This window comes from Achromobacter sp. GD03932, from assembly GCF_029839485.1.
Taxonomy (GTDB): Bacteria; Pseudomonadota; Gammaproteobacteria; order Burkholderiales; family Burkholderiaceae_B; genus Achromobacter; species Achromobacter bronchisepticus_A.
The window spans coordinates 261,299-283,713 of sequence record NZ_JAOCAT010000001.1 but is presented as its reverse complement, the minus strand read 5'-3'; the positions used below and the strand labels follow the sequence as shown (position 1 = coordinate 283,713).

The window sequence follows — 22,415 nt, the reverse complement described above, 5'->3', positions numbered from 1 at the left end:
AGTAAGTATTCGCACACGAGCCGCCCAAAAAGCAAAAAGCCCACCGGGCGGGTGGGCTTTTGCTCGATACGGCTGCGATTGTCCGGCCTTACTCCACCGTCACGCTCTTGGCCAGGTTACGCGGCTTGTCCACGTCCGTGCCCCGCGCGCACGCCGTGTGGTACGACAGCAGCTGCAGCGGGATGGTGTGCAGGATGGGCGAGAGCTTGCCGTAGTGCTCCGGCATGCGGATCACGTGCATGCCTTCGGCGCTCTGGATCTTGCTGTCGGCGTCGGCGAAGACATACAGCTCGCCGCCGCGGGCGCGCACTTCCTGCATGTTGGACTTCAGCTTTTCCAGCAGCTCGTCCTTGGGCGCGATGGTGACCACGGGCATGTGCTCGGTCACCAGGGCCAGCGGGCCGTGCTTGAGTTCGCCGGCCGGGTAGGCCTCGGCGTGGATGTAGCTGATTTCCTTGAGCTTGAGCGCGCCTTCCAGGGCGATCGGGTAGTGCATGCCGCGGCCCAGGAACAGGGCATTTTCCTTGGACGCGAAGCGGTCGGCCCAGGCCATGATCTGCGGCTCCAGGGCCAGCACCGAGCCGATGGCCACGGGCAGGTGGCGCAGCGCCTTCAGGTGTTCGGCTTCCTGCTCTTCGGTCAGATGGCCGCGCACCTGCGCCAGCGCCAGGGTCAGCAGGAACAGGGCGGTGAGCTGGGTGGTGAAGGCCTTGGTGGACGCCACGCCGATCTCGACGCCGGCGCGCGTGATGTACGACAGCTTGCACTCGCGCACCATGGCGCTGGTGGACACGTTGCAGATGGTCAGCGTGTTTTCCATGCCCAGCGAGCGGGCGTGCTTGAGGGCGGCCAGGGTGTCGGCGGTTTCGCCGGACTGCGAGATGGTGACCACCAGCGAGCGCGGGTTGGGCACGCTGTCGCGGTAGCGGTACTCGCTGGCGATTTCCACCGCCACGGGGATCTTGGCGATGGACTCGATCCAGTACTTGGCGGTCAGGCCGGCGTAGTAGCTGGTGCCGCAGGCCAGGATCAGCAGGGAATCGACGTCCTTGAAGATCTTGTAGGCCTGGTCGCCGAACAGTTCGGGCGTGATGGCTTCGATGTCCTGCAGCGTGTCGCCGACGGCGCGCGGCTGTTCGAAGATTTCCTTCTGCATGTAGTGGCGGTAGGGGCCGAGTTCGGCCGCGCCGGTATGCACGTGCACGGTGTGGACTTCGCGGTCCACGTTCTTGCCGTTGGCGTCCACGATCCAGACGCGCGAGAGCTGCAGGTCGACGACGTCGCCGTCTTCCAGGTAGATGATCTGGTCGGTGGTGCCGGCCAGGGCCAGCGCGTCGGAAGCCAGGAAGTTCTCGTTCTGGCCCACGCCCACGACCAGCGGCGAGCCTTGGCGCGCGCCGACCACGCGGTGCGGCTCGTCGCGGCAGAACACGGCGATGGCGTAGGCGCCATGCAGGCGGCGCACGGCGTTCTGCACGGCTTCGAACAGGTCGCCGGCATACAGGTGGTTGACCAGGTGCGCGATCACTTCGGTGTCGGTCTGGCTTTCGAAGACGTAGCCCACGGCCTGCAGCTCGGCGCGCAGTTCGTCGTGGTTCTCGATGATGCCGTTGTGGACCAGCGCGATGCGCGGCTCGTCGTTGCCCAGGCGCGAGAAGTGCGGGTGGGCGTTGTGGGTGGCCGGCACGCCGTGCGTGGCCCAGCGGGTGTGGGCGATACCGGTGAAGCCGCTGACCTTGTCCTGCGCAACCTGTTCGGCCAGTTCGGCCACGCGTTGCGTGCTGCGCGTGCGGCGCAGATGGCCGTCGGCGTAGACGGCGACGCCGCAGGAGTCGTAGCCGCGGTATTCAAGGCGCTTGAGGCCTTCGACGAGGATCGGGGTGATGTCGCGCTGGGCGACGGCGCCAACAATGCCGCACATAGGAGAGTGCTCCGGTAAGTTCGTGTACCGACGCATTGTGCTCGTCCCTGCAAGAAATTTGATTTCTTTATACTGATAAAAATGGAAGTTAATTCCCTTACATGATTGTGATTAAATAATATTTCTTCAAGATCACTTTTTTGAAATTAATCATGCAAAACGCACAGATTTCCCTGCCAGAGCTGGACGATCTGGACCGGCGCATTCTTGAACAGTTACAAGAAGACAGTTCGCTGACCAACCAGGAGCTGGCGCAACGCGTGCATGCCTCGCCCCCGACCTGCCTGCGGCGGGTCCGCCGGTTGGTGGACGAAGGGGTGATAGACAGGCAGGTGGCGATCCTGTCGGCGGAAAAACTGGGCAGCACGCTGACGGCGATCGTGGAGATCACCCTGGACGTGCAGGCGGCTGAAAGCCTGGACGCGTTCGAGCAGAGCATGCTGACCGAACCCGCGGTGCTGCAGTGCTACCGGGTGTCGCCGGGGCCGGATTTCGTGGTCATCGCCCAGGTGAAGGACATGCCGGCTTATCACGCGCTGGTGCACCGGGCCTTTACCGCGCAGGCCAATGTGCGCAACGTGCGCACCTTCTTCTCGGTGCATCGCGCCAAGTTCGAGACCCGGATAGATCTGCGGACCTGACGCGCGGCGGATCAGCGGCGGGCAAGCAGGCGCTCGAACTGCGCCAGGTAGCGGTTGCCCATTTTCTGCACGTCGTGCTCGTCGCGCACGTAAGCATAGGCGCGTTCGGTGACTTCCTGGCGGAAGGCCGCGTCGTCCAGGCAACGCGCCATGCCCTGCGCCATGGCCTGGAAATCGCCCACGGCGCACAGCACGCCGCGTCCGTCGGCCAGGCTTTCCTTCAGGCCGCCGGCATCGGTGGACACCACTGGCACGCGTTGCAGGAAGGCGTCCAGCACGCTGCTGCCCAGGGCCTCTTCCTCGGAGCTCATGACGAACACGTCGAGGATGCTGTAGAAATCTTCCACGCCCTTGCGAAAGCCTGCAAAGCGATAGACGTCCTCGATACCGAGCTTGCGCGCCTCGTCCTTGGCCTGCTGCTCGCGGTCGCCGCCGGCGCCGAAGTGCAGGAACACGAAGTCGCGGCGCGTCTTGGCCAATTCGGCTACGGCGCGCACCAGCGTGACCGGATCCTTGTCGCGGATCAGCGCGGCCGACGTGGCCATGACCTTCTTGCCGGTCAGGTCGAATTCGCGCACCAGCCGGGCGACATTCTCGGCGTCGATCTGGTGCGGCTCGACGGCGCTGCGGATGATGACGGGCTCGATCCCCAGGCGGCGCGGTTCGCCCGCGGCCATCTCGCTGATCGCCACAAACAGGTCGGCGTGGCGCCATTTGAAGCCGGTCTTCCATTCATCGCCGGGCTTGACCACGAAGGACGTGCGGCGGGAAAAAGCCACCGGCCGGCGGTGCAGCCATTTGGTCAGGACCGCCCAGGTGATGGTGTTGGCGGTCTGCGCGTGGACGATGTCGTAGCGGCCTGCGCCAGCCAGGAAGGCCAGCTGTCCGGGCACGTTGCGGCAGGTATGGGCCACGAAACCCTCCTGGCGCGCGCGCTCGGCCAGCGGCGCGCCTTCGCGGCACATCACTTCGACATCGTGGCCGGCCTTGCGGAATGCGCGCATGCAGTACAGCGTCTGCCGTTCGCCGCCGCGCCAGCCCTTCTCGAAGTTCAGCTGCAGGATTCTCATGCGCGGCCGATGCCCGAGTACTCGAAGCCCAGGCCGCGCACGTCCGCGGGCGTATAGAGGTTACGTCCGTCGATGATGAGCGGGGTCTTGAGCAGGGCTTTGACGCGGTCGAAATCGGGCGCGCGGAAGACCTTCCATTCGGTCGCGATCAGGAGCGCGTCAGCGCCGTCCAGCGCGTCGTACATGTCGGTGGCGAAGCTGATGCCGGGCTTGCCGGCCAGCGCGCGCGCGGCCTCGTGCATGGCGACGGGGTCATAGGCGCGCACCTCGGCGCCGCGGCGCGTCAGTTCGGCGATGACGGTCAGGCTGGGCGCTTCGCGCATGTCATCGGTATTGGGCTTGAAGGACAGGCCCCATAGCGCGATCTTGCGGCCCTTGAGGTCTTCGCCGAAACGCGCCACCAGTTTTTCGGACAGGCGGAATTTCTGCGCGTGGTTGGCAGCCTCGGCGGCCTCGATGACGCGCATGGGCAAGGCGTTCTCGGCAGCGGTGTTGACCAGCGCCTGCACGTCCTTGGGGAAGCAGGAGCCGCCGTAGCCCGCGCCGGGGTACAGGAAGTGATAGCCGATGCGCGGGTCGGCGCCGATGCCGCGGCGTACTTGCTCGATATCCGCGCCCAGGGCTTCAGCCAGGTTCGCCATTTCGTTCATGAAGGAAATGCGCGTGGCCAGCATGGCGTTGGCGGCGTACTTGGTCAGCTCGGCCGAGCGCACGTCCATGACCATCAGGCGGTCGTGGGTGCGCTGGAAGGGCTCGTAGATGCGGCGCATGACGCCGATGGTGTAGTCGTCGTCCGCGCCGACCACGACCCGGTCCGGGCTCATGAAGTCGTTGATGGCCGCGCCTTCCTTCAGGAATTCGGGGTTGGACGCCACGCTGAACGGAATGTCCACGCCACGCGCGGCCAGTTCACGCGCCACCACGTCACGCACCTTGTCGGCGGTACCCACCGGCACGGTGGACTTGTCCACGATCAGCTTGCGCGACGTCATGTGGCGCGCGATGTTCTGGGCGGCGGCCAGCACGTACTTCAGGTCGGCCGAACCGTCCTCGCCGGGCGGGGTGCCGACGGCGATGAACTGCACGTCGCCAAAGGCCACGCTCTGCGCGACGTCGTCGGTGAAATGCAGGCGGCCCGCCTGCACGTTGCGGCGCACCAGGTCTTCGAGGCCCGGCTCGTAGATGGGAATGCCGCCCTGGCGCAGGAGGGCGATCTTCGCCGCGTCCACGTCCAGACACATGACGTCGTTGCCCATGTCGGCCAGGCACGCCCCCGACACCAACCCCACGTAACCGGTACCCACGACCGTGATCTTCATGCCTGAACGCCTTCAAAATAGGTAATCGTTGCGCCGGGTGACTGAAACCCGGCGCCGGCCGTCATTATAGAAGCGGCCGAGGCCCGGGCCCGCCGGCGCCGTAAAGACGGTCCCTCGGGACCGCCCTAGGTCCGCAGCTTGCTGAAGCGGACCGTATTGACCACCACCGCCAGCCCGGCGCAAATGGTGCCCAGCACCAGCGCCAGGCCCGGGCCATGGGCCAGGCTGATGCTGAACGCGATCGCGACCAGCGCCGTGCCGAAACTCTGGCCGAAGACCCGGGTGGTGGCCTGCAGGCCGCCCGCCGCGCCGCTGCGCGAACGGGGCGCCGCCGACAGCATGGCGCGGTTGTTGGGCGTCTGGAAAAAGCCGAAACCCATCCCCGCCACGAACATGCCCGCGACGATGGGCCAGTTCGACACCGTGGCCGGCAGCGCCGCCAGCCACAGCATGCCGACCACCATCGCGGCCGCACCCATGCCGCTGAGCGTGGCGGCGGAGTAACGGTCGGACAGCCGGCCCGCCAGCGGAGCGATGAGGGCGGTACCCACGGGCCAGGCGCCCATCAGCATGCCCACTTCCAGATAGGGCCGGCCCAGCACCTGCTGGAAATAGAACGGCAGCGACACATAGGACGCCATCTGCGCGGCGAAGGTGCAGGCCGAGGCGCCCACCGCAAAGGCCAGCGGACGGATGCGCAGCAGGTCCACCGGCACCAGCGGCGCCGGCTGCTTGCCGACGCGGCGCACCAGCACGAAGCCGATAACCGTGGCGATCGCCACCAGGCCGATGCCGCGCAGCAGGTCCATGCCCATCATGTCCACGCCCGAAATGAAGACGCCCAGGGTCAGCATGCACAGCAGGGCGCTGATCCAGTCCAGCTTCACGTCGTTGCGCGGCACTTCCGGCAGATGGCGCAGGCCCAGCATCGTCAGCGCGCAGATCGGCAGGTTGACGGCAAAGATCCAGGGCCAGGGCGCCACCGACAGGATGGCCGAGCCGATGGTCGGCCCCAGCACCGACATGATGGCCACGGTGGTGGCGTTGATGCTGATCCCGCGTCCCAGCAGCTTCAGCGGATAGATGTTGCGCACCAGCCCGCCGAACATGCACATGAGCGACGCCGCGCCTATGCCCTGGAACACGCGCGCCGCCGTCAGCTGCCAGAGCGTGCCAGCCAGGGCGCAGCCCAGCGAGGCCAGGGTGAACAGCATCAGGCCGAAGGTGAACATGCGGCGAAAGCCGATGCGCTCGGCCAGCGCCGACAAGGGCAGCAGCATCATCACCACCGCCAGGTTGTAGGCGTTCACGATCCAGACCGCCTGGGCCGGCGACGCATTGAGGTCGACGGCGATCGTGGGCAGGGCCACGTTGGCGATGGTGGTGTCCAGAACCGACAGGCTGATGCCTGTCATCACGGTGGCCGCCGCCCAGTACCGGCGCGGCGTCGGCAGGCCGTCGGGCGGCGCGGGCTTGGCGCCGTTGGCCGGCGCCTCTCCGCTCTGCCCCGTCACGATTTCTTGACCGGGCGCTGCCATCCGTCGACGGTGACCTGCTTGGCGCGCGACACCGTCAGTTTCTCGGCCGGCGCGTCGCGGGTCAGGGTGGTGCCTGCGCCCAGCGTGGCGCCGCGGCCGACGCGCACCGGGGCCACCAGCTGCGTGTCCGAACCGATGAAGGCGTCATCCTCGATCACGGTGCGGTGCTTGTTCACGCCGTCATAGTTGCAGGTGATGGTGCCGGCCCCCACGTTCACGCGCGCGCCGATGTCGGCGTCACCGATGTAGGCCAGGTGGTTGGCCTTGCTGTCCTCGCCCAGCACGCTCTTCTTGATCTCGACGAAGTTGCCGACATGGCTGCGATCGCCAAGTTCGGCGCCGGGACGCAGACGGGCGTACGGGCCGACGCGCGCATCGCGGCCGACCTGGGCCTGCTGCAGATGGCTGTAGGCTTCGATGTGCGTGCCCGGGCCGACGCTGACGTCGCGCAGCACGCAATGCGGGCCCACGCGCACGCCGTCGGCCAGCGACACCTGGCCTTCGAACACGCAGCCCACGTCGATGAACACGTCGCGTCCGCAAGTGAGCGAGCCGCGCACATCAAAGCGCGCCGGGTCAGCCAGGGTGACGCCCGCTTCCAGCTGGCGGCGGGCCTGTTCGGCCTGCCAGCGGCGTTCCAGTTCGGCCTGCTGCACGCGGCTGTTCACGCCCAGCGTTTCCCAGGACGCACCCGGTTGGGCCGCGCCCACCGGCACGCTGTCGACCACCGCCAGGCCGACCACGTCGGTCAGGTAGTACTCGCCCTGGGCGTTGTTGTTGTCGATGCGGGACAACCAGTCCTTCAGCTTCGCGGTCGGCGCGGTGAGGATGCCGGTATTCACTTCCTTGATCTCGCGCTCGGCGTCCGAGGCGTCCTTGTGCTCGACAATGCGGCACACGTTGCCGCTGGCGTCGCGCACGATGCGGCCATAGCCGGTGGAATCATCCAACACTTCGGTCAGCACAGCGGCGCCGGCGCCGCGCGCTGCCAGCAGGCGCTGCAGGGTTTCGGGCTGTACCAGCGGCACGTCGCCGTAGAGCACCAGGGTCACGTCGTCCTTGCCATCGCCCTCAAGCAGCAGCGGCACGGCCTGCTGTACGGCGTGGCCGGTGCCTTGCTGCGGCTGCTGCAACACGAAGTGCAGGTCCGCCTGGCCTTCGTAGGCCTGCTTGACACGGTCCGCGCCGTGGCCGACCACGACGATGATGCGCGCCGGCTTCAGTTGGCGCGCGCTGTCCAGCACGTGGCCCAGCATCGGTTTGCCAGCCAGCGTGTGCAGCACTTTGGGGAGATCGGACTGCATGCGTTTACCCAGTCCGGCGGCAAGAATTACTACGTTAAGCATAGGTTCCAGTATGTTGAATGGCGACCGAGAGGCCTTGCGGCCATCTCGCCCGACGATTGAAAGAGAGGACCGACGCTAGTTGGCGTCCGGTCCGGTTTTCTTGGCGGCCTTGCGGGGCGCGGCGGACTTGCGGGCCGCCGGCTTGGATGCCTTGGCGGCGGGCGCGGCCGCGGCCTTGGAATCGCCCGGTTTGGGATTGGATTTGGCCGCCGCATCCGCGCCGGGAGCGGCAGGCGCCGCCGGCATGGAAGCTGCGGTAGCGGCGGCGATCTGGTTGAACTGCTGCTGCAGCAGATCCCACCAGGCCTTGGAAGCCGATTGCGCCGCGGCGCCCATCTGCTCGCTCATGCCTGGCGCGGCGGATTGCTGCTGTCCCGCAGCGCCGGTGGCTTCCTCGCCCTTGTTCTTGCCGCCCTCGGCGGCAGAACCAGAGGCCGCCGCCTTGGTTGCGGACTTGGGCGCAGGTTTCAGACCCAGCACCACTTCCAGCGGCGAGGCCGCGCCGCTGTCCTGGAAGGCGCTCATGTCCATGCTGGCCGCGCTGTCCACGAAGGCTCGCAAGGTGCTGATGGTGGAGCGTTGGACTTCCATGCCCTGGATCGTCCCGGACAGCATGGACAGGTTCATGCGCAGCCAGTTTTCCACCGAACGTAATTCGGCGATACGGCGGTCCAGGTCTTCCAGGTTCATCGGGGGAGCCATGGGCAGGCTGCTGGCCAGACCGCCAGGTCCGGTCAGGCCCGCCCAGGCCTGGCGCATCATTTCCATGCTGGCCAGGAGCGGGTTGCCCGACAGGTCGGAATGCTGGCCCATGCCGGGCAGAACGAACGGGTTCGTGTGTTGGTCGCTCATTCCTGGTCTCCCCTAAGACAGATATCGCCGGCAGGCGGGATCATCCGCGCAGCAGCTGATTGTTCTCCACGCGCACATGATCGCCGGACGCAAAAGCGAACGGCTGCGCGCTGCGGAACTGCCGCGTGCTGCCGTCATTCATGCGCACCGTGAGTTCATAGTGCGTCACCGTTTGTTGCTGTCTGATATTACGCTCAACTTCACGGCCTGCCAAAGCGCCGCCCACCGCGCCCAGCACGGTCAGGGCCGTCTTGCCGCTGCCGCCGCCGAACTGGTTGCCCACGACGCCGCCGACCACGCCGCCGCCGATGGTGCCGATGAGGTGGTCGCTATTGTCCTTGACGGGGACCTGCACTTGTCGGACCGATTCCACCACGCCGCAGGTCGCGCAGGCTTGCGGCGCGGGCGATTGGGGCGCGGGACGCTGGGCGGGAGCTGGCGCCTGCGCCTGAGCCTGCGGACGCGGCGCGGCGGACGCCTGGGCCCCTTGTTGCGCGGGCGCGGGCGGCACGGCGGCCTGCGGCGCAGGCGCCAGGTTGGCGCCTTCCGGCCCGGCCTCGGCCACCGGCTCGTCGGCATGCGGGTTGGCCGAAGGCGAGGGCAGCCAGCCCATCACGGCGGCCACGCCCACCGTGCACATGACGATGACGGCGATTGCGGCCGCGGCGACCAGGGGATGGATGGCGCGGCGCGCAGATTCAATTTTGGCGGATGTATTCATGACGATGCTCCATCGTTACTAACCGGCAGTGGTATAGCACCCAGGCACGGTTTCGGCGTGTTGCGATGGTGACGCTTCTTTGCAGGACTTGCGCGGGTGGACAGCATTGCCCATTCGTGGACAATAGCCGGATGGATCCCATTACCCTGCCCCAGCTCGAACAGGCCATCAACTACTGGCGCAATGTTTCGCCGTCGGTGGGCGACGAGTCCCGCCTGTGCCCCGAGGCTGCCGCGCTGGCCACCCCTTACGCGCTGATGATCATGGCGCATCGGCGCGAGATCCCCGCCGCCGAACTGAGCGAGCCGGCCCGCGCCGCGCTGGCCGGTTGGGCCGCCGCCGGCAAGTAGGCCAGGGGCGGGCGCGCCTGCTCAACCCTTGAGCAAGGCTTTGATGTCCTGCGTCAGGGCTTCCACCCCGATGTTGTTGTTGGCCAGCACGCGCGATTCGCCCTTGCCGTCCAGCAGGTAGAACGCGGCCGTGTGGTCCATGGTGTAGCTGCCGTCCTTGGTGGGCGCCTTGGCGTAATAGGCCTTGAAGGACGCGGCGGCCTTCTTCACCTGGTCCGGCGTGCCGGTCAGCCCCAGGAAGCGCGGATCGAAGGCGGTGACATACTGCTTGAGGACTTCAGGCGTGTCGCGCTCGGGATCCACCGAAATCAGCAACACCTGGACGCGGTCGGCGTCCGGTCCCAGCTTCTTCATGACCTCGGTCAGCTCGGCCAGCGAGGTCGGGCACACGTCCGGACATTGCGTGAAGCCGAAGAACACGACCACCACCTTGCCGGCGAAATCGGACAACTGGCGCGTCTTGCCGTTGTAATCGACCAGCTCCATGCCACGACCCAATTGGGTGCCGCTGATGTCGCTGCCCTTGAAGACGGGCTTGCTGTCGCCGCAGGCGGCCAGAGCGGCGGTGAAAGCGGCGGCTGCGCCCAGGCGCAGGACCAGCCGGCGGCTGGTGGAAAACACGGACATCGACAACCTCCAGGGAATCAGCGCAGCAGGCCGACCCAGTGGTCCACCAGCAGGGCGCCGAACAGCAGCGCCAGGTAGAGTATGGAAAAACGGAACATGCTGCGCGCCAGTTCGTCGCTGTAGGCGCGATACAGCCGCCACGCATAGGAAACGAACATGCCGCCCAGCACCAGCGCGGACGCCAGATAGAGTTCGCCGCTCATGCGGATGGCATAGGGCAGCAACGTGGTGGCGACCAGCGCCACGCTGTACAAGAGGATGTGCAGGCGCGTGAACTGGTTGCCATGCGTGACCGGCAGCATGGGCAGGCCGGCCTTTTTGTAATCGTGGTTGCGGTAAAGCGCCAGCGCCCAGAAGTGCGGCGGCGTCCAGATGAAGATGATCAGCACCAGGATCCAGGCCTCGGCCGGCACCGAGTCCGCCACGGTGGCCCAACCGAGCGCGGGCGGCATGGCGCCCGACAGGCCGCCGATGACGATGTTCTGCGGCGTGCGCGGCTTCAGGATGACGGTATAGATGACGGCATAACCCACGAAGGTGGCGAAGGTCAGCCACATGGTCAGCGGATTGACCAGGTGATACAGCACGAACATGCCGGCGCCGCCCAGCAGGCCGGACATGCTCAGCACCTGGAACGCCGAAATCGTGCCGCGCGCCGTGCCGCGGCGCGCGGTGCGCAGCATGCGGGCGTCGATTTCCTGTTCGATCAGGCAATTGATGGCGAAAGCGGCCGCGGCCAGCAGCCAGATGCCCAGCGTGCCGAACAGCACGCGGCGCATGTCGGGAATGCCGGGCGCCGCCAGGAACATGCCGATCACGGCGCAAAACACCGCCAACTGCGTCACACGCGGCTTGGTGAGGACGAAATACTGGCGGAACAATCCGGGCTGGGGAGCAGCAATACTGGTCATAGTGGGCCCTATTTTAAACGCGCACCGAATTGGGGCCGTAGCCCCCGGCGGGCGCACGTCCAGCTGTGGACAAACGCACCATCAACACCACCGCGGCCAGGGTCAGGCCGGCGGCGCCTCCATTGTGCAGCACCGCGATCAACAGCGGCCACTGGAAAAAGATCGTGGTCAGGCCGGTCAGCAGCTGCGCGCCCAGCAGCGCCAGCATCAGCGTGGCCGGGCCGCGCAGGCCGGGCTCGGCGCGCAGGCGCCAGGCCAGTATGCCCAGGTACAGGAACACCACGAAGGCAAAGTTGCGGTGGACCCAGTGGATCGCGGTCAGCGCCGGCTGGGAGATCATCTCGCCCGAGGGCAATTCGCCCAGCGCCCGGATGACCGAATAGCCGCCATGGAAATCCATTTCCGGCACCCAGGCTCCGTGGCACATGGGGAAGTCCATGCAGGCCAGCGCGGCGTAGTTGGTGCTGACCCAACCGCCCAGGGTCACCTGCACCAGCAGCAGGGCAAAGCCCCCGGCCACCCAGGGCTTCCAGCGCGCGGCCGCCGCGGCCACGGCCAGATGCGGACGCTCGCGCGCCGACAGCCAGGTCATCAACGCCAGCACCGACAGGCCGAACACCAGGTGTGCGGTCACGACGACGGGCATCAGCTTGTGGGTCACGGTCCAGGCGCCGAACGCGCCCTGCACGCAAACCGCGATCAGGGTCACGACGGCCAGCTTGGGCGAACGGCCCAGCTGGCTACGGTAGCGCCAGGCCATGTAGACGATGGCGATGATCAGCATGCCCAGGATGGTGCCGACATAGCGGTGGATCATTTCGATCCAGGCCTTGGACAAGGTGACCGGGCCGAAAGGCATGGCCTGCGACGCTTCGTGGATGTCGCCCATCGCGCCCAGCGGCGTCACGCTGCCGTAGCAGCCGGGCCAATCGGGGCAGCCCAGGCCGGAGTCCGTCAACCGCACGAAAGCGCCGAACATGATGAGGTCCAGCGTCAGGAACCAGGTAAAGAAAACAAGCTTGCGATAACGCGCTTTGATGCGTTCGATTTCCATAAACATCCAATCTGCGGCGCCGCGCGCGACGCATTAAAACCATCCTGCCCCAATCCGGGCCGCCATGGAGCCGGCTGTGCCGGTCCATGCACGGCGCCCGCTCGGCGCCCCCCCTTGAGGGGGAAGCGCCGCAGGCGCTCCGGGGGTGGTTACCCAATTCTCGAGCTGTACACCAGCTTGCTGATGTCCTTGCGCACCTTCACGCCATCGGCCTCGGCAGGGTACTGCATCATCAGGTTGCCCAGCGGGTCGATCACCCAGATCGGCGCCTCCAGCCCGGGCTGGCCCGCCGCAGTATCGCGCGCCAACAGGAACCGCGCCAATTGGTCCGGATTCGCGCGCACCATGACCGTGCCCTTGTAGGCTTCCAGCACCTTGTCCGGCACGGGCGCATCGTCCGTGATGAACCAGACACGCGCCAGCCGGTCGACGTTCTTGCCCTGGCTGGCATGGCTGTTGCGCGCGATGAAGAGCTTGCGGGCGCAGCTTTCCGGGCAAGCGCCGCCGTCGGCGGCCACCAGCAGCCACTTGCCCTTCAGGCTCTGCAGGTCGAAAGGCTGGCCATCCAGCGTGGTCAGGCGCAATTCCGCGGCCGCGGGCATGGGCCGCTGCGGATTCAGGAGCGCGCCGTAATTGCTGGACTCATCGGGCCACCACTGCGGATTCATGTAGACCACGACCGCCGCGACGATGGGCGCCAGCGAGCACAGGAACACCAGCAGCATCGGCATCAGGGAGCGCTTGCGTGCGGGCTTGGTAGAGGAAAGGTCGCGAGCCACTATGTATCCTGTCGTCTTGCGGGTTAAGAATCGGCGTCCCGGTCAGGCGCCGGGCGCGTTCTGCGCGCGCCGCATGCGCCGGATGGCGCCCCCCAGCACCACCAGCCATGCGACGGCGGCAATCGAGGCAAAGGCAAACCACTGTACGGCATAGGACGTGTTCTGCTGGAAGTCCACGGACGGCTGCGGCCAATCGCGCACCAGGCCGTCTTCAGCACCGCTTGCGGATTGCGACAGCACCGTGGGCAGCAGCGCCAGACCGGTGGACTTGGCGTATGCGTCCAGCGGCAGGTTCTGCACCTGCGGCAAAACGCCGCCAGCCGCGGGCAGCGATGCCGGCAAGGCGGATTGCTCCGTCCCGCCCAGCGACCAGATCTCGAACAGGCGCGGCACGCGCGGCGACAGTTCGCCCGTCACTGTCTGCTGCCCTTCGGGCGTGGCGGGCAGCGGTGGCTGCGCAGGACCCTGGCCCTGGATGCCCATGACGCGCGGAATCCAGCCGCGCAGCACCAGCACGGCGCGGCGCGCATCGGCGTCCAGCAGCAAGGGCGTGGCCAGCCAATAGCCGGGCTTGCCGTCGTGGTTGCGATTGTCCAGCAGTACACTGAATTGCGGCAGCCAGACCCCGCTGGCCTGGGCCGAACGCCAGGCGGTCATCTCGGCGGGATCGGTGGCCGGGGTCAAGGGCAGCGGCGCTTGCTTGCGGCCCGCTTCGATAGCGGCCAGAATGGCGCGTCGCTCATCGCCGCGGCGCAATTGCCATTGCCCCAGCGAAGCCAGGATGACCACGGCGACACCCAGCAACAGCAAGGCGGCTACCGTGTATCGGGTTGAATGCGGTCGGGCCATATTTCTACAATAACTACTCTGATTCGTCCGGAGACCACCATGCGCGTTTTCGTCGTCCTGGCCTTTATCGGGATTCTGGCCAGCCTGGCATCGGCTCTGGTCTACCTGATGCGGGACAAGGGAACCACCAGCCGCACGGTCAACGCGCTGACGGTGCGCATCGGATTGTCGGTGGCTCTGTTCCTGTTTGTGCTGTTCGCCCATTACATGGGCTGGATCGAAAGCACAGGCCTTAGATAGGCATCCGGGCCGCGGGTTCCCGCAAGTGCATCACGATCGCAGATGAGTAAAACGCGCCAGTTCTCACACAAGAACTGGCGCGCTTCATAGTTTCCGCGTAACGCTCAGAACCAGTACACGAACAGGTACAGGCCCAGCCACACCACGTCCACGAAGTGCCAGTACCAGGCGGCGCCTTCGAAACCGAAGTGATGGTCGGCCGTGAAATGCCCGCGGATCAGGCGAATCAGGATGACCGTCAACATGGTGGCGCCCAGCAGCACGTGGAAGCCGTGGAAGCCCGTCAGCATGTAGAACAGCGAACCGTAGGCGCCCGAATTGAACTTCAGGTTCAGCTCGGTATAGGCGTGGTGGTATTCGTAAGCCTGACAGGCCACGAAGACGAAGCCCAGGACCACGGTGGCCAGCAGCCAGAAGATGGTCTTGCCGCGATGGTTTTCGCGCAGCGCATGGTGGGCGATGGTCAACGTGACGCCGGAGCTCAGCAGCAGCGCCGTGTTGATGGTGGGCAGCCAGAAGGGTCCGACGGTCTGGAAGTGCTCGACCACGCCGGCGGGACCGAAGTTCGGCCACACGGCCTGGAAGTCGGGCCACAGCATCAGGCGGTGGTCCATGTCGCCCAGCCACGGCGTGGTGATGGTGCGCGTGTACCAGAGGGCGCCGAAGAACGCCGCGAAGAACATGACTTCCGAGAAGATGAACCAGCTCATGCCCCAACGGTAGGAACCGTCGATGCGCTTGCTGTTCAGGCCGATCTCGGATTCGTGGATGGCGTCGCCGAACCAGTAGTACAGCACCACGATCAAACCGATGAAGCCCGCCAGCAGGGTCCACTTGGCCCAGCTGACGCCGTTGATCCAGGCCGCGGCGCTCAGGCCCATGAACAGCAGCGCCACAGCCGTACGCACGGGATGACCCGAGTCGGCGGGCACGAAGTAGTACGGTGCCTCTTTACCTTGAACCGAGTGGCTTGCACTCATGGCTTTCTCCCTGGTACAGATTTATAGAATTAAGTGATTCAAGTCAGGCTGGAAACGGCCCAACGCACAATTAATACCAGCACAGTAACGAAGATAGCCGCTGCCAGCAGCCCCGCCACGATCACATGGACCGGGTTGAGCTTGGCGACGTCTTCCCGATGGCCCGCCCCCTTGCGCACGCCGAAGAACCCCCACGCCACCGCCTTCATGGTCTGAAGGAAACTCAGCTTGCGCTGGGAGGTTTCGCGCAGGTCGTCGCTCATGGCCCGCGCCTAACTGACCGCGACGCCAGACAGCAGGGCCGAGCCGCGCAGCACGGTCCAGGCAAACACGGCAATGACGAAAGCCAGCAGGACCAGACCTGCGATCTTGTTGCGGCGGCGCTGCTCGGGTGTCATTGCTGTGCTACCTGAAACATGAAAGGCTGCCTTACTTCACTTCGGGCGGGGTTTCGAACGTATGGAAGGGAGCAGGCGACGGCACGGTCCATTCCAGGCCTTCGGCGCCTTCCCACGGCTTGGCCGCGGCGGGTTCGCCCTTGCCCATGTAGCAACGCACCATCGCCCACAGGAAGATCAGCTGCGACAGGCCGAACCAGAACGCGCCGATGGTGGCCATCTGGTGGAACGTCGTGAACTGGCCCGCATAGTCGGCGTAGCGGCGCGGCATGCCTGCCAGGCCCAGGAAGTGCATCGGGAAGAAGGTGACGTTGAACGAGATCAGCGTCGACCAGAAGTGCAGCTTGCCCAGCTTTTCGCTGTACATGCGGCCGGTCCACTTGGGCACCCAGTAGTAGGCGCCGGCGAACAGCGCGAACAGCGAGCCCGCCACCAGCACGTAGTGGAAGTGCGCAACCACGTAGTAGGTATCGTGGACCTGGATATCGATCGGCGCCACCGACAGGATCAAGCCGGTGAAGCCGCCCATGGTGAACACGAAGATGAAGCCGATCGAGAACAACATCGGGGTTTCGAACGTCATGGAGCCGCGCCACATGGTGGCGACCCAGTTGAACACCTTCACCCCGGTGGGGATGGAGATGAGCATGGTGGCATACATGAAGTAGAGCTGGCCCGTCACCGGCATGCCGGTGGTGAACATGTGGTGCGCCCACACGATGAAGGACAGCACGGCGATGGAAGCCGTCGCGTAAACCATGGAGGCGTAGCCGAACAGCTTCTTGCGGGCGAACGCGGGCACGATGGCCGACACGATGCCGAACGCCGGCAAGATCATGATGTAGACCTCGGGATGCCCGAAGAACCAGAACACGTGCTGATACAGGACCGGGTCGCCGCCTGCGGCGGCGTTGAAGAAGCCCGTGCCGAAATGGCGGTCGGTCAGCACCATGGTGATGGCGGCGGCCAGCACCGGCATCACGGCCAGCAGCAGGAAGGCGGTGATCAGCCAGGTCCAGCAGAACAGCGGCATCTTCATCAGCGTCAGGCCGGGCGCGCGCATGTTCAGGATGGTGACGATGATGTTGATCGCGCCCATGATGGACGAGGCGCCCATGATGTGCAGCGCGAAGATCGCCAGGTCCATGCCCGGGCCCATCTGCAGCGACAGCGGCGCGTACAGCGTCCAGCCGGCCGCGGTGGCGCCGCCGGGCACGAAGAACGACGCGGTCAGCATGATCGCGGCCACCGGCAGCAGCCAGAAGCTGAAGTTGTTCATGCGGGCGAACGCCATGTCGGAGGCGCCGATCTGCATCGGGATCATCCAGTTGGCGAAACCCACGAAGGCCGGCATGACCGCGCCGAACACCATGACGAGGCCGTGCATGGTGGTGAACTGGTTGAAGAGTTCGGGGCGGAAGAACTGCAGGCCCGGCTCGAAGAGCTCGGTGCGCAGCAATAGCGCCAGCGTGCCGCCTTCCAGCAGCATGACGAACGAGAAGATGAGGTACATCGTCCCGATGTCTTTGTGGTTCGTGGCGAAAAGCCAGCGGCGCCAGCCGGTGGGGATGGCGTGGTGGTGGTCATCGTGACCGTGGCCGTGGCCCGGCGACACGTGGTCTACAGTGACGCTGCTCATGATGGACTCCTTCCTGCTGAGTGCCGGGCCCGATCGACGGGGCCGGCAGGGTATCTCTAACTAAACGGAACCGGTTCTGCGAGGGTGTGGCGAGGCGCGCGCAATCAGCGCGCAGCCTGCACGTCCTTCGGTAGAACCGTCGGGTCCTGCCCCTTGCCTGCATTGCTCCAGGCATGGCGCGTATAGCTGATGACCGCTGCGATTTCGACATCGTTGAGCTGCCCGCCGAATGCCGCCATCGCGGTGCCGGGCTTGCCCTTCAGCACGGTGTTGATCTGTTCGGCCTTCGGGCCCAGAACAACCTTGTCTCCGTCGAGCGGGGGGAAACTGCCCGGGATGCCCTTGCCGTTGGCCTGGTGACAGGCAACGCAATTCGCCGCGAAAACCTTTTCGCCGCGGGCAACCAGTTCGGCTTCCGTCCACTCTTTATTGGGATCGTCGGCGTTTGCCGCCATCTTCTTCTTTTGGTCTTCAACCCACTTATCGTAGTCGGCTTGCGCCATGACTTCCACGACGATGGGCATGAATGCATGATCCTTGCCGCACAGTTCCGCGCACTGGCCACGGTAGATACCAGGCTTGTCGGCGTTGAACCAGGTGTCGCGCAGGAAGCCGGGTATGGCGTCCTGCTTGACGCCGAAGTCCGGAATCATCCACGAGTGGATGACGTCGGCCGCGGTCAGCACGATGCGGATCTTCTTGTTCACCGGGACGACCAGATGGTTGTCCACTTCCATCAGGTAGAACTCGCCCTTGGGTTCGCGGTTCTCGATCTGAGCGCGCGGGGTCGAGAGCGTGGAAAGGAACTTGATGCCGGTGGCCGAGCCGTCGAGGTACTCGTAGCCCCACTTCCATTGGTAGCCGGTGACCTTCACGGTGAGGTCGGCGCTGGAAGTGTCTTTCATCGCAACCACCGTCTTGGTGGCGGGCAGCGCCATGGCGATGACGATGATGAACGGAATGACGGTCCAGGCGACTTCCACGCCCAGATGCTCATGGAAGGTCGCGGCTTTATGACCACGGGATTTTCGATGCGCCCAGATGGAGTAGAACATCACTCCGAAGACGCCGATGAAGATCACGATACAGATCGTGAGCAGCATCCAATGCAACCACATGATGTCGCGCGAGATTGCCGTCACGCCTTCATGCAGATTGAGCTGATTGACCTTCGGGCCGCCGGGCATATCTTGCACCTGAGCACCTGCCACGCTGCCAATCAGCATCGCACAAGCCCCCAGTATCCCTCTCCACTTCTTCATGCTTACCTCGAAACACGGCGCGAAGGTCCGTTCGCTAGTGGCGGAAGTCACCGGAACCGGGCAACGCGCAATTATTAGATGGTAGGGCGTGACGGGGAGATAGAGCGGCCCCTGTCGTTCCCACTCGAAATCACAAAGAAACTGGCGGATTATAGCGGACGCGCAAATAGATGTAAGTTAGTGCCCTTGAATTCGTCAGGCCCGCCCCCATCTCCGCGCGCCCCTTGACCGCGCGCGATAAACAGGGTGGCATAAAATCGTCGGCAACATCATCACCACGGTTCCACGATGCCCAAGCAGTTGTCCGACTTGTACGCCGACCTGCGTGCCCGCGCGCAAGAGCCCGCCCCGGAAGGCGCGCGCGCTTTATATATAGCGGGGCGTCGCTGCGGCTGGGCCACGCATGCGGCGTGCGACGCATTGCGCGATGCGCCCGGCATCGCAACGGACGGCGCAAGCCTGCGCATCGGCGCGGACCTGCAGCCCGGCGCAGACCTGAACGGCGTGCTCGAACAGGCCGCGCAACTGTTGCGCCAAGCCAACTGCCTACGTGGCTGGCGCGACGAATTGCTGGATGTTCTGGACGGCGACGAGCCGCTGGGCGTGATCGAACGCGCGGCGGTGCGGCCGCTGGGCCTGCTCACCAAGGCCGTGCATCTGAACGCATGGACGCCGGATGGCCGCCTGTGGGTCGCGCGGCGCGCGCTCAGCAAATCGACCGATCCCGGTATGTGGGACACCTTGGTCGGCGGCCTGGCCGGCAGCCGCGAAGACCTGGAACTGGCGCTGGTGCGCGAATGCGGCGAAGAGGCGGGCCTGGACGCGCCCGACCTGACACGGCGCTCGCCCCTGCGCACCATCCTGCGCATCCACCGCCGACTGCCCGAGGGCTATCAGGTCGAGGATGTCCTGACCAGCACCTGCGTGCTGGCAGCCGATGCCCGTCCTGCCAACCGGGACGGCGAGGTGATGGAGATCGCCACCATCGACGCGGCCACGGCCGTGCGCCAGGTTGCGGAAGGCGAATTCACGCTGGAAGCGGCGTTGGTGATCATCGAAGACATCATGCAACGCCGCGCGGCCGGCGAAATCCCGGCCTGAGCCTCGCGGCCCGCGGCTGCGCGGGCCGCCACGACTCCTGAATCAACGCGGAACGATGCCCGGCTCGCCCAGCGCCGGGGTGTCGGTGACGTTGCCGGCGAGATTCCCTGGCAGGCCGCTTGCAGGCGGCGCATCCGCCCCCGCGGCTTCGCGCGCCGCTTGGGTATCGGTGCCGGACGCAGCGCCCGCCGCTTCCGCGGCCTCGGCGGCCTGGGCCGGGCTCGGCGCCGAGGCCGGCGCGGGGACCGGGGCGGGCGCGGCATTGGCCTGCGAAAACTGCTTCCACACCTCGATTGCGCGCAGGCGTTGCTTGGCCACGACCTGGATACGTTCACGCAGATGCTCGTCGCGCGCCAGCAGGGCGTGGAAATCGCGCGAGGACAGCATCAGCAGCTTGCTGTAACCCAGCGACGTCACCTCCGGCATCAGCTGCTGTTCGCCCAGCAGGCCGAGTTCGCCGAAGAATTCACCGCTGCCCAGCTCGATCATGGTGTTGTCCGGCAGATGCACGGCCACGGCGCCCGAGGCCACGAAACACATTTCTTCGCCATGGCGGCCCTTGTTCAGCACGCGCTGGTCCGGCAGCGCCAGGCGCGGCTTGAGCAGCTTGCTGATGGCCCGCAGGGAATCGGCGGACAGGCCTTCGAACAGCGGCACGCGCTTGATCAGGTCCGCCGCGCTCATTTCGATGTCCAGCGGCGGGTGCTTGTCGATGTGGGCCCAGCGGCTCTTCAACTGCGCCATCAGGTCGGCGTAGACCTCGCCGCTGATCAGGAACTGCTCAAGCATGTCGCGGTAGCGGATACGCTCCATTTCGCGGGCCACGCGGCCCAGGTAGCTTTCCTGCAACCACTGGGCATAAGACGGATATTGCAGGTTGAGGGCCTGCATGGCGTTTTCGATCAGGTCCAGGCGGCGCTGATGCAGGGACACGATGCGCTGCGTGGCGTCCTCGCCCAGCAGGGGCGTGATCTGTTCGCGCGCGAAGGCGATCAGGCGCTGCGCGACCGACCGCTTGCTCATCAGGTTGGCGAAGCGCTGGCCCAGTTCACGCGCCAGCCAGCCCTGGAAGCCGAACAGGTAATGCAGCCGCAAGGCCAGCCGGAAACCGGTGGAATAGCGCACGTCGGCAACGATGGCGCGCTCAAAACCCGGAATGCCGCCCAGCCGGATCGCGTCCTCCAGCCGTTCGGCCCGCGCCAGCAGCGTTTCGGCCATGCGCCAGTCCACGATCTGCGCCTTCAGGATGTCGAAGAACATTTCCTCTTCGCGCTGGGCCACGATGGCCAGCCCCACCGCCACGCGCTGGTCGTCCGTCATCTGGCTGACCTGGCCGTCATGCACGCTGGTCAGGCTGGCGTCGAACACGGCGCGAATGCGGTCGCGGACCTCGGTGCCGATATGCTCGGTCTTGGCGACCTCTTCGGTCTTGCCCTGCAGGTCTTCCAGCGCCACGGCCAGCGCCTGGTTGCGGATGGTGCGCTCCACCGGCGACAACTGGTTCAGGCCCAGCATGCGAATCAGCGGCCGCAGGCTGATGCCGTTGATGAACAAGGTCAGCAGCACATAGCTGGTGGTGGCCACCGCGATGAACTGGCGCGCCTCTTCGGCCACCCCGGTCTGCTCCGTCACGGCCAGCGCCAGCGCCAGCGACACCGCGCCGCGCAGGCCGCCCCACAGCATGACAACCTTGTAGGGCCTGCTGACCTTGGTCCCCAGCCGGGTCAGGCCCAGCAGCGGCAACAGGCCGAAGACGACGATGGCGCGCGCGACCAGCGTCGCCACGAACACCACGGCCACCAGCGCCAGTTCCTGCCAGTCGGCGGCCGCCATCAGCTTGGGGATCAGCATGGCCGCGAACAGGAAGATCAGCGAGTTGGCCCAGAAGCCGAACTGCTCCCAGGCGCTGGACAGGTATTCGAAGGTGGTCGGCGACATGCGCGTGCGGCCGGTGGATCCCACCACCAGGCCCGCGATCACGGTGGCGACCACGCCCGACACGTTCAGGTAGTGCTCGGAAATGAAGAAGGACAGATAGGCCAGCGTCAGGGTCAGCGTGATTTCCGCGGTGGGAAAGCCGCGCAGCCAGGCGAACAGGAAGCAGGCCAGCCGGCCCATGGCGAAACCCGCCAGGCCGCCGCCAATGAAGTGCACGATGAAGTCGTTGAAGATGCCGCTGGCGGTGAGCTCGCCATGGCCGCCCAGCACGGCCAACAGCACGGAGTACAGGGCAATGGAGGCCGCGTCGTTGAACAGGCTTTCGCCTTCGACCAGGGTGGTCAGGCGCTTGGGCGCGCCCACTTCGCGGAAGATGCCCACCACCGCCACGGGGTCGGTGGTGGCGACGATAGCGCCCAGCAGCAGGCAGACCACCAAGCCGTAGGGCGAAATGGCGTCCAGCGTGACGCCGACCACCACGGTACAGACCACCACGGCCACGATGGCCATCATGAGGATGGGTCCGATATCGTCCATCAAGCGCCGCACGTTCATGGACAGCGCGGTCTCGAACAAGAGCACCGGCAGGAACACCATCAGGAAGGTTTCGGACGAAATCTCGAAGCGTTCCAGCGAATCCAGGAAGTCGCCGATCCAGCTGGGCGCCCAGCCGTGGACGTGCACGATGATGCCCAGCAGACAGCCGACGATGGCCAGCAGCACCGAATAGGGCAGCTTGAGGCGACCAGCCAGGGGCGGCATGAAGCAGACCAGCGTCAACAGACCCGCCAGGCCGAATACGAGAAAACCTACATCCATGTTCTGTGGGTGGAGCTTGTGTGAAGTTCCACAAGAATAGCGGCTTTTTCCTCCCGGACC

At 65.7% G+C, this 22,415-nt stretch carries 22 protein-coding genes; 4 read left to right on the top strand and 18 right to left on the bottom strand.

Features of this window, described 5'->3' with window-relative positions:
* Window positions 1-88: 88 nt before the first annotated feature.
* The gene (glmS, locus tag N5C88_RS01345) at window positions 89-1,921 is read right to left on the bottom strand and encodes a glutamine--fructose-6-phosphate transaminase (isomerizing) (RefSeq protein ID WP_054455423.1); all 1,833 of its coding nucleotides are present in this window, start codon (window positions 1,919-1,921) and stop codon (window positions 89-91) included.
* A gap of 152 nt (window positions 1,922-2,073) precedes the next feature.
* Here glmS and N5C88_RS01340 point away from each other — a divergent pair, with 152 nt between their 5' ends.
* Window positions 2,074-2,562 (top strand): Lrp/AsnC family transcriptional regulator, encoded by a 489-nt coding sequence (locus N5C88_RS01340; RefSeq protein ID WP_118932270.1) that lies wholly within the window; start codon window positions 2,074-2,076, stop codon window positions 2,560-2,562.
* 11 nt (window positions 2,563-2,573) lie between these two features.
* Here N5C88_RS01340 and N5C88_RS01335 read toward each other — a convergent pair whose 3' ends face one another.
* The 6 genes from N5C88_RS01335 to N5C88_RS01310 all read right to left on the bottom strand — a co-directional run bounded on the left by N5C88_RS01335 (window position 2,574) and on the right by N5C88_RS01310 (window position 9,408).
* A complete protein-coding gene (locus N5C88_RS01335; RefSeq protein ID WP_251878537.1) occupies window positions 2,574-3,632 on the bottom strand; it encodes a glycosyltransferase family 4 protein in 1,059 nt (352 codons plus the stop codon).
* Window positions 3,629-4,951 (bottom strand): UDP-glucose/GDP-mannose dehydrogenase family protein, encoded by a 1,323-nt coding sequence (locus tag N5C88_RS01330; RefSeq protein ID WP_054455429.1) that lies wholly within the window; start codon window positions 4,949-4,951, stop codon window positions 3,629-3,631. The genes N5C88_RS01335 and N5C88_RS01330 overlap by 4 nt, the downstream gene beginning before the upstream one ends.
* A 125-nt stretch (window positions 4,952-5,076) precedes the next feature.
* Window positions 5,077-6,489, bottom strand: coding sequence for an MFS transporter (locus tag N5C88_RS01325; protein WP_280014500.1), 1,413 nt, complete (start codon window positions 6,487-6,489; stop codon window positions 5,077-5,079).
* Window positions 6,462-7,835 (bottom strand): bifunctional UDP-N-acetylglucosamine diphosphorylase/glucosamine-1-phosphate N-acetyltransferase GlmU, encoded by a 1,374-nt coding sequence (gene glmU, locus N5C88_RS01320; protein WP_118932267.1) that lies wholly within the window; start codon window positions 7,833-7,835, stop codon window positions 6,462-6,464. The genes N5C88_RS01325 and glmU overlap by 28 nt, the downstream gene beginning before the upstream one ends.
* 75 nt (window positions 7,836-7,910) lie before the next feature.
* Entirely contained in the window at window positions 7,911-8,687 is a 777-nt protein-coding gene (locus tag N5C88_RS01315) for a PhaM family polyhydroxyalkanoate granule multifunctional regulatory protein (RefSeq protein ID WP_280014499.1), read from the bottom strand.
* A 40-nt stretch (window positions 8,688-8,727) separates the two neighbouring features.
* Window positions 8,728-9,408, bottom strand: coding sequence for a glycine zipper 2TM domain-containing protein (locus N5C88_RS01310; RefSeq protein ID WP_059376884.1), 681 nt, complete (start codon window positions 9,406-9,408; stop codon window positions 8,728-8,730).
* 131 nt (window positions 9,409-9,539) lie between these two features.
* On the opposite strand from N5C88_RS01310, the gene N5C88_RS01305 reads away from it, so the two are divergent.
* On the top strand, window positions 9,540-9,758 hold the full coding sequence (locus N5C88_RS01305) for a DUF3717 domain-containing protein (protein ID WP_059376882.1): 219 nt from the start codon (window positions 9,540-9,542) through the stop codon (window positions 9,756-9,758).
* Between the two features lie 21 nt (window positions 9,759-9,779).
* Here N5C88_RS01305 and N5C88_RS01300 read toward each other — a convergent pair whose 3' ends face one another.
* The 5 genes from N5C88_RS01300 to N5C88_RS01280 form a co-directional block, all read right to left on the bottom strand.
* Window positions 9,780-10,385 (bottom strand): SCO family protein, encoded by a 606-nt coding sequence (locus N5C88_RS01300; protein ID WP_059376881.1) that lies wholly within the window; start codon window positions 10,383-10,385, stop codon window positions 9,780-9,782.
* 17 nt (window positions 10,386-10,402) lie between these two features.
* Window positions 10,403-11,296, bottom strand: a complete 894-nt coding sequence (cyoE, locus tag N5C88_RS01295) for a heme o synthase (RefSeq protein ID WP_059376878.1) — start codon at window positions 11,294-11,296, stop codon at window positions 10,403-10,405.
* A 13-nt stretch (window positions 11,297-11,309) separates the two neighbouring features.
* Window positions 11,310-12,344, bottom strand: coding sequence for a COX15/CtaA family protein (locus tag N5C88_RS01290; RefSeq protein WP_059377620.1), 1,035 nt, complete (start codon window positions 12,342-12,344; stop codon window positions 11,310-11,312).
* A gap of 155 nt (window positions 12,345-12,499) precedes the next feature.
* Window positions 12,500-13,129 carry a hypothetical protein gene (locus N5C88_RS01285; protein WP_175161972.1) on the bottom strand — a complete coding sequence of 210 codons (630 nt, stop codon included), beginning with the start codon at window positions 13,127-13,129 and terminating at the stop codon, window positions 12,500-12,502.
* 42 nt (window positions 13,130-13,171) lie between these two features.
* Window positions 13,172-13,978: an SURF1 family protein gene (locus N5C88_RS01280; RefSeq protein WP_059376876.1), complete on the bottom strand. Its 807-nt coding sequence runs from the start codon at window positions 13,976-13,978 to the stop codon at window positions 13,172-13,174.
* Window positions 13,979-14,017: 39 nt separating this feature from the next.
* Between N5C88_RS01280 and N5C88_RS01275 the strand changes: the two genes are divergently transcribed.
* A complete protein-coding gene (locus N5C88_RS01275; protein WP_059376874.1) occupies window positions 14,018-14,218 on the top strand; it encodes a twin transmembrane helix small protein in 201 nt (66 codons plus the stop codon).
* Between the two features lie 104 nt (window positions 14,219-14,322).
* Here the strand turns inward: N5C88_RS01275 and N5C88_RS01270 are convergent, their stop codons facing one another.
* From N5C88_RS01270 to coxB, 5 genes are all read right to left on the bottom strand, one after another.
* Window positions 14,323-15,198, bottom strand: a complete 876-nt coding sequence (locus N5C88_RS01270) for a cytochrome c oxidase subunit 3 (RefSeq protein WP_042795688.1) — start codon at window positions 15,196-15,198, stop codon at window positions 14,323-14,325.
* 38 nt (window positions 15,199-15,236) lie between these two features.
* Complete coding sequence (locus N5C88_RS01265) at window positions 15,237-15,461, bottom strand: DUF2970 domain-containing protein (RefSeq protein WP_013390978.1); 225 nt, start codon at window positions 15,459-15,461, stop codon at window positions 15,237-15,239.
* A 9-nt stretch (window positions 15,462-15,470) separates the two neighbouring features.
* Window positions 15,471-15,596: a cytochrome oxidase small assembly protein gene (locus N5C88_RS01260; RefSeq protein WP_013390977.1), complete on the bottom strand. Its 126-nt coding sequence runs from the start codon at window positions 15,594-15,596 to the stop codon at window positions 15,471-15,473.
* Window positions 15,597-15,627: 31 nt separating this feature from the next.
* A complete protein-coding gene (gene ctaD / locus N5C88_RS01255) occupies window positions 15,628-17,235 on the bottom strand; it encodes a cytochrome c oxidase subunit I (protein ID WP_054455447.1) in 1,608 nt (535 codons plus the stop codon).
* Window positions 17,236-17,339: 104 nt separating this feature from the next.
* A complete protein-coding gene (gene coxB / locus N5C88_RS01250; RefSeq protein ID WP_059376871.1) occupies window positions 17,340-18,497 on the bottom strand; it encodes a cytochrome c oxidase subunit II in 1,158 nt (385 codons plus the stop codon).
* 288 nt (window positions 18,498-18,785) lie between these two features.
* Here coxB and N5C88_RS01245 point away from each other — a divergent pair, with 288 nt between their 5' ends.
* Window positions 18,786-19,598, top strand: coding sequence for an NUDIX domain-containing protein (locus N5C88_RS01245; RefSeq protein WP_059376863.1), 813 nt, complete (start codon window positions 18,786-18,788; stop codon window positions 19,596-19,598).
* Window positions 19,599-19,640: 42 nt separating this feature from the next.
* Here N5C88_RS01245 and N5C88_RS01240 read toward each other — a convergent pair whose 3' ends face one another.
* The gene (locus tag N5C88_RS01240) at window positions 19,641-22,355 is read right to left on the bottom strand and encodes a cation:proton antiporter (protein ID WP_059376860.1); all 2,715 of its coding nucleotides are present in this window, start codon (window positions 22,353-22,355) and stop codon (window positions 19,641-19,643) included.
* Window positions 22,356-22,415: the final 60 nt, after the last annotated feature.